Source organism: Rhodococcus sp. IEGM 1241 (assembly GCF_033142365.1).
Lineage (GTDB): Bacteria > Actinomycetota > Actinomycetes > Mycobacteriales > Mycobacteriaceae > Rhodococcus_F > Rhodococcus_F erythropolis.
This window is the reverse complement of sequence record NZ_JAWLSE010000006.1, coordinates 19,178-31,529: the sequence shown is the minus strand read 5'-3', so window position 1 is coordinate 31,529 and position 12,352 is coordinate 19,178. Positions and strand designations below refer to the sequence as shown.

Annotated in this window: 10 protein-coding genes; 4 read left to right on the top strand and 6 right to left on the bottom strand. The window is 62.1% G+C overall.

Features of this window, described 5'->3' with window-relative positions; translation table 11 throughout:
- Nucleotides 1-99: 99 nt before the first annotated feature.
- The 5 genes from R4P70_RS24250 to R4P70_RS24230 all read right to left on the bottom strand — a co-directional run bounded on the left by R4P70_RS24250 (nt 100) and on the right by R4P70_RS24230 (nt 5,864).
- A complete protein-coding gene (locus R4P70_RS24250; protein ID WP_019746628.1) occupies nt 100-1,785 on the bottom strand; it encodes a purine-cytosine permease family protein in 1,686 nt (561 codons plus the stop codon).
- Nucleotides 1,786-1,920: 135 nt separating this feature from the next.
- Complete coding sequence (locus tag R4P70_RS24245) at nt 1,921-2,979, bottom strand: AAA family ATPase (RefSeq protein WP_317832181.1); 1,059 nt, start codon at nt 2,977-2,979, stop codon at nt 1,921-1,923.
- Nucleotides 2,980-2,989: 10 nt separating this feature from the next.
- Complete coding sequence (locus R4P70_RS24240) at nt 2,990-4,027, bottom strand: aliphatic amidase (protein WP_019746630.1); 1,038 nt, start codon at nt 4,025-4,027, stop codon at nt 2,990-2,992.
- Between the two features lie 26 nt (nt 4,028-4,053).
- Nucleotides 4,054-4,674, bottom strand: coding sequence for an AmiS/UreI family transporter (locus R4P70_RS24235; RefSeq protein WP_317832178.1), 621 nt, complete (start codon nt 4,672-4,674; stop codon nt 4,054-4,056).
- 110 nt (nt 4,675-4,784) lie between these two features.
- The gene (locus R4P70_RS24230) at nt 4,785-5,864 is read right to left on the bottom strand and encodes a substrate-binding domain-containing protein (RefSeq protein WP_317832177.1); all 1,080 of its coding nucleotides are present in this window, start codon (nt 5,862-5,864) and stop codon (nt 4,785-4,787) included.
- Between the two features lie 107 nt (nt 5,865-5,971).
- Here R4P70_RS24230 and R4P70_RS24225 point away from each other — a divergent pair, with 107 nt between their 5' ends.
- Nucleotides 5,972-6,397 (top strand): MarR family transcriptional regulator, encoded by a 426-nt coding sequence (locus tag R4P70_RS24225; protein WP_041815521.1) that lies wholly within the window; start codon nt 5,972-5,974, stop codon nt 6,395-6,397.
- A 36-nt stretch (nt 6,398-6,433) separates the two neighbouring features.
- On the opposite strand, the gene acs is transcribed toward R4P70_RS24225, so the two are convergent.
- Nucleotides 6,434-8,365 (bottom strand): acetate--CoA ligase, encoded by a 1,932-nt coding sequence (gene acs, locus R4P70_RS24220; protein WP_021342686.1) that lies wholly within the window; start codon nt 8,363-8,365, stop codon nt 6,434-6,436.
- Between the two features lie 364 nt (nt 8,366-8,729).
- Between acs and R4P70_RS24215 the strand changes: the two genes are divergently transcribed.
- The 3 genes from R4P70_RS24215 (at nt 8,730) to R4P70_RS24205 (ending at nt 12,347) form a co-directional block, all read left to right on the top strand.
- Nucleotides 8,730-10,346: an ABC transporter substrate-binding protein gene (locus R4P70_RS24215; protein ID WP_020968269.1), complete on the top strand. Its 1,617-nt coding sequence runs from the start codon at nt 8,730-8,732 to the stop codon at nt 10,344-10,346.
- A 125-nt stretch (nt 10,347-10,471) separates the two neighbouring features.
- Nucleotides 10,472-11,398, top strand: coding sequence for an ABC transporter permease (locus tag R4P70_RS24210; RefSeq protein WP_019746637.1), 927 nt, complete (start codon nt 10,472-10,474; stop codon nt 11,396-11,398).
- Nucleotides 11,391-12,347: an ABC transporter permease gene (locus tag R4P70_RS24205; protein WP_003946092.1), complete on the top strand. Its 957-nt coding sequence runs from the start codon at nt 11,391-11,393 to the stop codon at nt 12,345-12,347. Before R4P70_RS24210 ends, R4P70_RS24205 begins: the two co-directional genes overlap by 8 nt.
- Nucleotides 12,348-12,352: the final 5 nt, after the last annotated feature.

Genomic DNA, 12,352 nt, shown 5'->3' with positions numbered 1-12,352 from the left:
GGCGCGAGACAATGGGTGAGGCGCTCGACGATGTCGGGGCAAACCCCTGCTGTGCGCCTTTATCCCCCCCCGGCGGTTAATAAAGGCGCACAGCAGTTGTCAGGGAAGCTGAGCAGGCAGGACGTGCTCACCGGTCTTGTCGGTGCTCAAGGCCAAGGAACTGATGTACTGCTTCTCGCCGTTCGGGCCGGGAACGTTCGACGCGAGCATGTCGGGTCGCTCGAACTCGATGCCGCTGACGCAGCACAGAAGCGTTTCACCCGAGGGGTTCCCGTACTCGTCGAACATCGGCAGATCGATGCCGTCGTCGGTGCGCCGCAGGTAGTACTTGCCCTTGGTGGCGACGGCGAGGACCGGCGGCATCACCAGTGCGATGACGATCGCGACGATCGGGGAGAACGGCTTGATCGCCGAACCGAATGCGCCGAAGAACACCAGGATCGAAATGCCCGCGGCCAGCAGCATCGACACGAAGCCGACAGGGTTGACGTCGTAGAGCATCCCGCGTCGGAACTCGGGGACCTTCGGGGAGAGCTTCAACCAGTACTTGTTGATCGCGATGTCGGAGGCGACGACCACGACCCAGGCGATACCGCAGTTGGCGTAGAAGCCCAGGATCGTGTTGAGGAAGTCGAACATGTTGGCTTCCATCAAGATCAGTGCGATCGCCAGGTTGACCAGAACGAAGATCATGCGTCCCGGGTAGGTCTTGGTGACGCGGGTGTACGAGTTGGTCCAGGCCAGTGAGCCGGAGTACGCGTTGGTGACGTTGATCTTGATCTGGCTGATGACCACGAGGATCACGGCAAGGGTCATGGCCAGCCAGTGCGGCATCATGTCCTGGTAGATCTCGAGAAACTGGTGCACGGGCTGGTTGGCGATCGAAGATCCGTCGACGACGTTCGCGATGATGTACACGGCGAGGAACAGTCCGACGATCTGCTTGAACGCGCCGAAGATGACCCAGCCGGGCCCCGCGAGAATTACTGCAGCCCACCAACGACGGGTGTTCTCCGGCGTCTTGGGCGGCATGAAGCGTAGGTAGTCGATCTGCTCGGCGATCTGTGCGATCAGCGACAGGCAGACACCCGCGGCCAGCATCACCGATCCGAAGTTGACGCCCTTGCCGTTTGCGCCGTCCTCACCGCCGAAGGCGAAGAACGCGCTCACCGAATCTGGGTGCTTGAACAGCAGATACAGGAACGGCAGCACCATCATGACGAGCCACAGAGGCGTCGTCCACACTTGGAGCTTTGCCAGAGCCTTCATTCCGTAGATGACCAGTGGAATGACCATCAGGGTCGAGACCGCGTATCCGATCGAGAGTGGGATCCCGAGCCCCAGTTTCAAACCCTGGGCCATGATGGAACCTTCGAGCGCGAAGAAGATGAAGGTGAACGTCGCAAAGATGACGTTGGTGACCACCGAGCCGTAGTAGCCGAAACCGCTTCCGCGCGTGATCAAATCGAGGTCGATGTTGTATCGCGCGGCGTAGTAGGCGAGTGGGAAGCCGGTGGCCATGATGACGACGGCAAACACGGCGATCCCCAGCAATGCGTTACCGGTGCCGTACGAGATGCCGATGTTGGCGCCGATCGAGAAGTCTGCGAGATACGCGATTCCGCCGAGTGCGGAGGTCGCGACGACGCCGGTTCCCCATTTGCGGTAGCTGCGTGGCGCAAATCGGAGGGTGTAGTCCTCCAGAGTCTCCTTCAGTGCGGCGTTCTCACCGAGATCTGCCCTGTCCGGTGCGCCGGCGGACACCTGCTCGTTCACTGCTGTCATGACGTCACTTCCCCTGGGTGCCTGTGCATGTGCACTTTGTGGTGCAGGCACCCAACCTAGGGAGGTGGCGTTACGCGGACATGTTTGAAATGTGTCGCCCACGTTGCGGATTCGATCCGCAACGTGAGCGAGCACTCATGGGACTTTCTTTACCTGTATCTGATCACCAACTGCCCGCGCCTGCAAGGCGAGTGGCTGCGTCCCGACTGGTCGTAGGTTGAGAACGGCGGCGGCCACCGGGTCGGCCAAGACGTTTCGGATGGTCCGACGCAGGCCACGTGCTCCGTACACCGGATCGAATCCGCGCCGTTGCAACAGAGCGACGGCGCTGTCGTCCACGTCGACGTCGACGCCTCTCCTGGCCAACCGAGTCGTGATCAGTTCGATCTCGAGCCGGGTCACTTGTTCCGCGGTCTGTTCGTCGAACTCGTCGAGGATCACGGTTTCGTCGATGCGGTTGAAGAACTCGGGGTCGAAGAACTTCTCGAGAGCGCGCTGCACCAAGTGGTGACCATGGTGTGGTCGATCGATCCGGACGCGATCGGCGAGCTGCCGCACCCGGGACCGTCGACGTTCCGCCACCGCAGCAGAACCGAGATTCGAGGTCAGGAACACGTAGCTGTTGCGGAACGAGATCTTCTGCTGACCGTTCGCCAACCGGAGTTCGCCGTTGTCGAGGACCTGCAGGAGCGCACGTAGAACGGTGGGGTCGGCCTTCTCCACTTCGTCGAACAGGACGATTCCGGGGGTGTACGGATCGCCCTCGACGGTGTTCTTGTCGAACAGTGTGAAGGACTCCTTGCTGCCGGCGTACCCAGGCGGTGCCCCGGAGAACGACGCCGCATAATGCTCTTGAGCAAGAGCATTCATGTCGATGCGGCACAGATCGTCGGGCCCGGACCGTAGTTCCGCGGCCACGCGGCGCACCAACTCCGTCTTGCCGACGCCGGTGGGGCCGACCAGAAGGATATTGGCGAGTGGACGCGTCGGATCCGTGGCACCGACATGCGCGATCGAAATCGCCCGAACCACTGCGTCGACGGCGGCCTGTTGTCCGACGATCTTGGAACTGAGGGCTTTCGAGAGATTGCGAGCGTCGAAGGCTCCGACCGGTACGGGTTCGGATTGTTCCTCGGCCAGTGGTGGTGCTGCTGCACTGTTCCGGTCATGGAGCATGTCGGTGATATACGGCACAGCGAGATCCTTAAACTTCGATTGTCTTCTCGACCGGCAGGTTTCCGACGCGGCAGTCCGCCACGCCCACTGTGTCTCGGGTGATGGCCTCGACGCGTTCCTGAGCCTTCTGGGCATCGGTGACCCACAGCTTGTAGAACTCGAACGGGCAGTCAGCGACGCCCTTGTCTCCGTCACCTGCTGCGTGGACACCGGAGTATCCGCGGTGGAGGAGCTTGAAGATGTGGTTCTGGGACTGATCGTTCTCGCGTGCGTCGCGAATGGCTGAGACGGACAACTGCGCGTACTGGATTCCGTATTCCTCCTCGCCGGTCTCACCCAGCGTCCGACCGTCGAATCCGATGATCGCGGAGTGTCCGAAGTAGGAGTAGACGCCGTCGAATCCGGCCGCATTGGCAACTGCCACATAACAATTGTTGGCCCAGGCCATTGCCTTGGACATCATCACCTGCTGGTCCTTGGCGGGGTACATGTAGCCCTGGCAGCGGACGATGAGTTCTGCACCCTTCATCGCGCAGTCACGCCAGATCTCCGGGTAGTTGCCGTCGTCGCAGATGATGAGCGAGATCTTCAGGCCCTTGGGACCCTCGGATACGTACGTGGTGTCGCCGGGGTACCAACCTTCGATGGGGCACCAGGGCAGGATCTTTCGGTACTTCTGAACGATTTCGCCCTTGTTGTCGATGAGAATCAACGTGTTGTACGGCGGCTTGTTCGGGTGGTCTTCGTGCTGTTCACCGGTGATGGAGAAGATTCCCCAGGTATCGGCCTCGCGGCAAGCGGCGGAAAAGATTGCGGTCTCGTCACCGGGGATGGTTGCCGCTGTCGCATACATCTCCTCTTCGTTGTACATGATTCCCTGCGTGGAGTATTCGGGGAATACCACCAGATCCATACCGGGGAGTCCGGTCTTCATGCCGATCATCATGTCGGCGATCTTGCGCGCGTTTTCGAGCACTCCGGCGCGATCGTGCAGGCGGGGCATCTTGTAGTTGACTACTGCTACGCCGACCGTGTCGTTGCTCGAGGAGATGTCACCGTGTCGCATTGTCTTTCACTCCTTGGTTGTGTGGATCAGTTGAAGACTGGATGAGTCTGGGGTACTGCGGCTTTGGGTGCGGCGAGGATCTTGGCCAGGCCGAGGAGAATCAGAAGCGCTCCGGCCCAGCCGGCGGCTACCGCGGGTGTGGTGTGGAAGTTGTCGCTCAGGATCAGAAAGGCAGGAACAGTGCAGGTGGGCTGGCTCAGCAGGACTGCTGCCCAGCCGGTGAAGCGGCTGAGGTTCTCGCGGCCGAGGCCGAGCACCAGGAAGAACAGCGTCCACAGTGCTGCCCATGCGAGCCAGATGACCCCGAAGACGGGGTCGTTGCTCACCGTGAACGAGAGGAAGGAGTACACGAGCGCGGCGCACGCGACGAACAGTGAGAACCACCCGATTCCTTCCGGTTCGAAGCCGGCGAGATTGCTGATTCCCACGTAGAGGTAGGTGAATCCGAACAGGTAGAGACCTGAGGCCGCCAGGACGGCGCTCGAATCTCCCTGTGCCTGAATCAACAAAACGGTGGGGACGACGCATTGAAGTGCGCCGACGAAGAGGTTGAGGACCGAGGCGGATCGAACGGGAACTGTGCCGAGCAGCATCAGTCCGTTGACGAAGAGGACGGCTCCCACGTAAAGCAAACCAACACTGCCCATCGGGCACCTCCGGTTACTTTCGGGACGGGTTACTTTCAAATGAAATGATTCCAAATGAAACTAAGTGATGCGCGCCACAGAAGTCAAGAGGTGGATCTCAGGGGAAGGTTTCAGAGGGTGGCGATGATCGAGAAGTCGAGTCCGTCCGCGACGGCCAGCTGAATCTTCTGTCGTGCAACGCGATCGCGAAACTCGACGGTTCCGCGAGGTCCGTCGTACGCGGCGCCTTCGACGACGGCGTCCAGGGCGTGCGGGTGGGTGCTGTCGGCGCGTCGAACCAGGGCCGAAAGGGTATGTATCCCTTCGTAACACGACTCGGCAGCGTTGTTCAGTGCCGGAGCGTGCGCGCCGTGCAGTGCGATGTAGCGCCCGAGCAGGTCCATGGAGTTACCGTCGACCATCGAGCGGAAGTACGCTGCCGAGGCAAACAGGTTCCGGGTTGCGCGGGGGCCGCTTGCGAGCAGCATGTTTTCTTCCATCAACGGGCTGAACCGGATCATCGACTCGTCGAGGCCTCGGCGGGCGAAGGCTCGGTTGAAGTCGACGGCGTCCTGCCCGACGAGGAGCATGATCACGCCGTCGCAACCGGAGTTCGAGACGGTCTCGACCAACTGCTTCATGTTGCCGCGCCCCAGATCGACAAACGAACCGCCGACCAGGGTGAGGTCGAGTTCGGTGGCGAATTGCCTCACGGCCCCGAGCGAGCTGTGAGGCCAGATGTAGTCGTCGCCGACGACGAACCACTTGCGCGCTCCGACGTTGTCGCGCAGCCACTTCAGTGCCGGCGCGATCTGCTGTCGTGGTGTTTCGCCCGAACAGTAGATTCCTGGTCGGACCTCGCCGCCCTCGTAGAGCGAGGTGTACGAGTACGGAATACGGCCTGCGACCACCGGTGCGAGTGCGTGGCGGACCGAGGAGATGTGCCAACCGCTGACGGCGTCGATGTCACCTGCGTCGAGTAGCTGTTGCACGCGGGCTGCGACGACGCCCGGCGAAGCGCCGCCGTCGATCACTTCGATCTGGACTTCGCGTCCCAGCACGCCGCCGGAGTTGTTGAGGTCGCGGGCGGCCAATTCGCTGATCGCTTCACACGACGGACCGAACAGTCCGGCCGGTCCTTGGAGGGGAACCACCATGCCCAGGCGCCATACGGCCCTGCGCGCGCGTTCGAGCGCGCCGGTAGCGCTCATGCGTCGCCGCCGGAATCGGAAGTCAGCGGCCTGGCCTGGGTTACTATCATTTCATTTGAAAGTATTGCCCGAGAAGTGTGAAGTACGCAACAGCGGGGGAGCGATCAGTGGGAAAAAGTGACTCCGGAATTCTTGACGCGTCGCTGACGACCGCGCTGGTCCGAGCGGCTCGAATGGCCGCGGCAGCGGCGGAGAAGACGCTGGCGGCTGAGAATCTCACTCTCGATCACTGGATGACTCTCGAAGCCTTGGCGTCGACCGAGGGGCTGACGATGGCTGAGCTGCGCGATCGAACGGGAACACCGGCTCCGACGCTGACGCGAGTTGCGGACAAGTTGGTCTCGCTTGCGCTGATCTATCGCGAAGTCGGTGAGGACGATCGCCGGAAGGTGCGCGTGTTTCTCTCCTCGCGTGGAAAGTCTCTGCACAAGCGGGTTGCCGCAGACATTCGCGTGGCCGAGGAGTCCTGGCTGACGTCGAAAGAGGAAGTGAAGTTGCGAGAGGGGCTCCGCCCCTGTGCGCCTTTCCGGTAGTGGGGACTACCAAAAAGGCGCACGGGGCCGCTGGCCTTACTTGCCGCGGATTGCGTCGAATACCTTGGGATCGACCAGGGTTGAGGTGTCTCCGAGGTCGCGGCCTTCGGCGACGTCGCGCAGGAGGCGGCGCATGATCTTGCCGGATCGGGTTTTCGGCAGTTCCGGCACGATCGTGATCTGACGCGGCTTGGCGATGGGGCTGATGTCGGTGGAGACCTGCGCCTTGAGCTCGGCGATCAGAACCTCACCGGTGTTCTCGACGCCTTCGCGCAGGATGACGAACGCGACGATGCCCTGTCCGGTGGTCTCGTCCGCGGCACCGACGACGGCAGCTTCGGCGACTCCGTGATGGTTGACCAGTGCTGACTCCACCTCGGAGGTGGAGATGCGGTGACCGGAGACGTTCATGACGTCGTCGACGCGGCCGAGGACCCAGAGGGCGCCGTCGTCGTCGTACTTGGCGCCGTCACCGGCGAAGTACCAGCCTTCTTCGGCGTAACGGGACCAGTAGGTGTCGCGGTAGCGGTCCATGTCGCCCCAGATGCCGCGGAGCATCGCCGGCCACGGCTCGTCGAGGACGAGGTAACCGTTGCCGCCGGGGCCGAGGGGCTTGGCGTCGTCGTCGACGATCTTCGCGGAGATACCGGGCAGCGGTGCCATCGCGGATCCGGGCTTGGTGGCGGTGATACCGGGCAGCGGGGAGATCATGATCGCACCGGTCTCGGTCTGCCACCAGGTGTCGACGATGGGGGCCTTGTTGCCGCCGATGACGTCGCGGAACCAGCGCCACGCTTCGGGGTTGATGGGCTCGCCCACAGATCCGAGCAAACGGATCGAAGACAAGTCGTGGGCGTCGGGAATTTCCCGGCCCCACTTCATGAACGTGCGCACGAGGGTGGGTGCGGTGTAGTAGATGGAGACGCCGTACTTCTCGATGATGTCGAAGTGGCGGTGCTCGTTCGGGGAGTTGGGGGTGCCTTCGTAGACGACCTGGGTGACGCCGTTGGAGAGGGGGCCGTAGACGATGTAGGAGTGTCCGGTGACCCAGCCGATGTCGGCGGTGCACCAGTAGACGTCTTGTCCCGCTTTGTGATCGAAGACGTTGTGGTGGGTGTACGACGCCTGGGTGAGGTAGCCGCCGGAGGTGTGGATGATGCCCTTGGGCTTACCGGTGGTGCCGGAGGTGTAGAGGATGAACAGGGGATGTTCGGCGTCGAAGGCCTGCGCTTCGTGCTCAGGTGAGGCCTGCGCGACGGTCTCGTGCCACCACAGGTCGCGGCCGTCGGTCCACTCGACGTCGATGCCGGTCCGGTTGACCACCAACACGTTCTGGACGGAGTCGGCTCCGGCGACGGATTCGTCGACCGCTGTTTTGATGGGTGCTGCGGCGCCGCGTCGCCACTGGCCGTCGACGGTGACGACGAGCTTGGCTTGGGCGTCGTCGATGCGCGAGCGTAGGGCGGTGGCGGAGAATCCGGCGAAGACGACCGAGTGGGTCAGGCCGAGGCGGGCGCAGGCGAGCATGGTGACGATCGCTTCGGGGATCATCGGCATGTAGATCGCTACGCGGTCACCGGCGACGAGGCCGAGGTCGGTGAAAGTGTTTGCGGCGCGGCTGACTTCGGCGAGGAGGTCGTTGTAGGTCAGATTCCGGGAATCGCCTGGTTCGCCTTCGAATGCAATGGCGACGCGGTCGCCGTTGCCGGCGAGGACGTGGCGGTCGACGCAGTTGTAGGCGACGTTGAGTTTTCCGCCGACGAACCATTTGGCGACGGGGGCGTCGGTCCAGTCGAGGACGTCGGTCCATTTCTCGTGCCAGTGAAGGCGCTCAGCCTGATTCGCCCAGAAAGCGAGGCGGTCGGTATCTGCGGCAGCCTGCAACTCCGGTCCCGCGTTGGCGGCCGCAGCGAACTCTGCGCTCGGCGGATATGCCTGGGGGACGTCTGTTTCGGCTGCGCTTGTCATGGCTGACGGCCTTCTTTCCACATTGATCGACACTTTTCTGACTCCGTGTGAGGGTAGTCACAAGCTCGCTCAAACGCACCGTTGCATCACGTTGCAACCCGTTGTCCTGCGACGATCGGTCGAATCGATGCGACGGGTGGTCACTTCCGCCGACGAATGAATGTGCCCGAATTCAATTACCCCCAATTTTCCAACAATGGGTGCGGTGCGCGCTTCGGGTTCGATGTGTCTATTGTCAAACCATTATTCGACCGCAACTCGAAGTCACGTTCACTTTCAGTTGTAGGCGACACGACGCCGGCAGTTACGGCTGTCGGCAGGCCGCGAGCATGCTCGGGGTCACTTAGATGTGGAAGGAATTCCTTTGCGTATCTCACGCATAGCGACCGGCGCGGTCGCGCTCGGAATGACGGCAGTGCTGATCACGGCATGTTCGTCCGGCGATTCGTCGGGCGGATCGTCCAGTGGCGTCGTCAACGCCTGGGCGGGCGAGCCTCAGAACCCGTTGATCCCCACGAACACGAGTGAGAACATGGGCGGCCGCGTCCTCGACTCGCTGTTCTCCGGTCTCGTTTCGTACACCGCAGACGGCGGTACGGAGAACGAGGTTGCCGAGTCCATCGAGAGCACCGACGGTCAGAACTTCACCGTCAAGCTCAAGGACGGCTGGACCTTCACGGACGGCACCCCCGTCACCGCGAAGTCGTTCGTCGACGCGTGGAACTACGGAGCCCTCTCCACCAACGCTCAGCTTCAGGCATCGTTCTTCGATCCGATCAAGGGCTACGACGAAGTTGCCGCCGAGGTTCCGACGGCACAGACCATGTCGGGTCTGAAGGTTGTGGACGACTCCACCTTCACCATCGAACTCAAGCAGCCCGAGTCGGCGTTCCCCGATCGCCTCGGCTTCACGGCGTACTACCCGCTGCCCGAGGTCGCGTTCAAGGACATGACCGCCTTCGGTGAGAACCCGATCGGCAACGGCCCGTACAAGCTCGACGGAACCGGCGCGTGGCAGCACAACGTCCGCATCGACACCGTCGTGAACCCGGACTACAACGGCAACCGTAAGCCGAAGAACGCCGGCGTCGACTTCATCATGTACAACAGCCTCGACACGGCGTACACCGATCTCCTGGCCAACAACGTCGACGTTCTCGACCAGGTTCCTCCGAGCGCCGTCACGACCTTCGAGTCGGACCTGCCCGGACGCACCGTCAACCAGCCGTCGGCAACCATCGAGACGTTCACGATCCCGGGTCGCCTGCCGCACTTCAGCGGCGAAGAGGGCATGCTCCGCCGTCAGGCGATCTCGATGGCGATCAACCGCGATCAGATCACCCAGCAGATCTTCAACAAGACCAGGACGCCTGCACTCGACTTCACCAGCCCCGCAATCAAGGGCTGGAACGACTCGCTGACCGGTAACAGCAACGTGAAGTTCGATCCCGAGGCGGCCAAGGCTGCTTGGGCCAAGGCCGACGCCATCGCACCGTGGTCCGGCAGCTTCGAGATCGCCTACAACTCCGACGGCGGACACCAGGAATGGGTCGATGCCACGGCGAACAGCATCCGCAACACCCTCGGTATCGACGCGAAGGGCAAGCAGTACGCCACCTTCGCTCAGATCCGCACCGAAGCCACCGACCGCACCATCCAGAGCTCTTTCCGCTCCGGTTGGCAGGGCGACTACCCGCAGCAGTACGGCTTCCTGGCGCAGAACTACCAGACCGGCGGCAGCTCCAACGACGGTGACTACTCCAACCCCGAGTTCGACCGCCTCCTGCGCGAATCGGCCGGCCAGACCGATCAGGCGAAGGCTCAGGAACTGCTCGATCAGGCCCAGGAAGTCCTGCTCAAGGACCTGCCCGCAGTTCCGACGTGGTACCGCAACGCTGCCAGTGGATGGTCGGAGAACGTTTCCAACGTGACCATCAGCTGGAACGGTGTTCCGGTCTACGAAGACATCGAAAAGAACTGACGCGTAGAACGATCCGCATCTGAAACGTGAGTTCGGGGCGGCAGGCGCCCTGCCTGCCGTCCCGAACTCGTGTTCACACCGGACTGTCCGCTGACGTACACGATCATCGACAAGGAGGTGATCCGATGCTCTGGTACATCGGTCGCCGAGTGCTTCAAATGATCCCGGTTTTTCTCGGGGCCACTCTTCTGATCTACGCCATGGTCTTCCTGCTTCCCGGTGATCCGATTGCCGCGTTGGCGGGCGACAAGGCGCTCAGTCCGGCTGTGGCAGCACAGCTTCGGGAGCGCTACCACCTCGATCTCCCCTTCTATCAGCAGTACCTGCTGTACCTGAAGGGCATCTTCACGCTGGACTTCGGCACGTCGTTCTCCGGACGACCTGTCAGTGAAGTTCTGGCACAGGCATTTCCGATCACGATGAAACTTGCCTTCATGGCACTGATCGTCGAGACGGTCTTCGGTGTCGGCTTCGGCCTCATCGCGGGCCTGCGTAAGGGCGGATTCTTCGACAGCACCGTCCTGCTGTTCAGCCTCGTTCTCATCGCCATCCCGATCTTCGTGATCGGCTTCCTGGCTCAGTTCTTCATCGGCGTCAAATGGGGCATCGTCCCGCCGACGGTCGGTGGCAACACCAGCTTCACCAATCTCCTGCTCCCTGCCCTGGTTCTTGGTTCGGTCTCGTTCGCGTACGTACTGCGACTGACCCGAACGTCCGTGGCGGAGAATCTGACTGCCGATTACGTCCGCACCGCTACCGCCAAGGGACTTTCCCGTGGACGAGTGGTTCGCGTGCACGTGTTGCGCAACTCGCTGATCCCCGTGGTCACGTTCCTGGGTGCCGACCTCGCGACGTTGATGGGCGGCGCCATCGTCACCGAGGGCATCTTCAACATCAACGGCGTCGGCGGCACGATCTACCAGGCCGTGACCAGAGGTGAAGCGCCGACGGTGGTTTCGTTCGTCACCATCCTGATCGTGATCTACCTGATCGCGAATCTGCTCGTCGACCTCTTGTACGCCGCGCTCGATCCGAGGATCCGCTATGTCTGAGACCGTGAAGACCGGACGCGCAGTCCGGCAAAGTCATTTCGTGGCGCCGCCCGAAGTTGCGGCACCGGGGGAGACGGACGCCGTCAAACTCGATCAGGCGCCGACGAGCATGTGGACCGACGCGTGGCGCGACCTACGCAAGCGTCCCCTGTTCATCATCTCGACGATCATCATCCTCGCGGTCATCGTCATCGCAGCGTTTCCGGGCTTGTTCACAAGCACCGATCCGCGGTTCTGCGACCTGACCTACAGCATGCAAGGGCCGACCTCAGGGCACTGGTTCGGTTTCGACCGCCAGGGCTGTGACGTGTACTCGCGCACCATCTACGGTGCTCGCGCATCCGTACTCGTGGGCGTCGGTGTCACGGCGTCGGTGCTGGTGATCGGCGTGATCTTCGGTGCGCTGTCCGGTTTCTACGGCGGATGGACCGATTCGATCCTCTCCCGTGTCGCCGACATCTTCTTCGGCATCCCGCTGATCCTGGCTGCCATCGTCCTGATGCAGCTGTTCACCGATCGCACCATCTGGACCGTCGTCGGCGTGCTGGCGCTCTTCGGCTGGCCGCAGATGGCAAGAATCGCTCGAGGCGCGGTGATCTCGGCGAAGAACAACGATTACGTCATGGCCTCGGAAGCGTTGGGTGTCTCGAAGCTCAAGACACTGATCCGCCACGTCATCCCGAACTCGTTGGCGCCCATCATCGTGGTCGCCACCATATCGCTCGGTACGTACATCGTTGCCGAGGCGACGCTGTCCTTCCTCGGTATCGGTCTTCCGTCCACCGAGGTTTCGTGGGGCGGCGACATCAGCAACGCTCAGGTGACGCTGCGTCAGGGTTCGACCATTCTGTTCTACCCGGCAACGGCTTTGGCGATCACCGTTCTCGGATTCATCATGATGGGTGACGCTCTGCGCGACGCCCTCGATCCCAAGTCGCGGAAGCGGTGAGCACG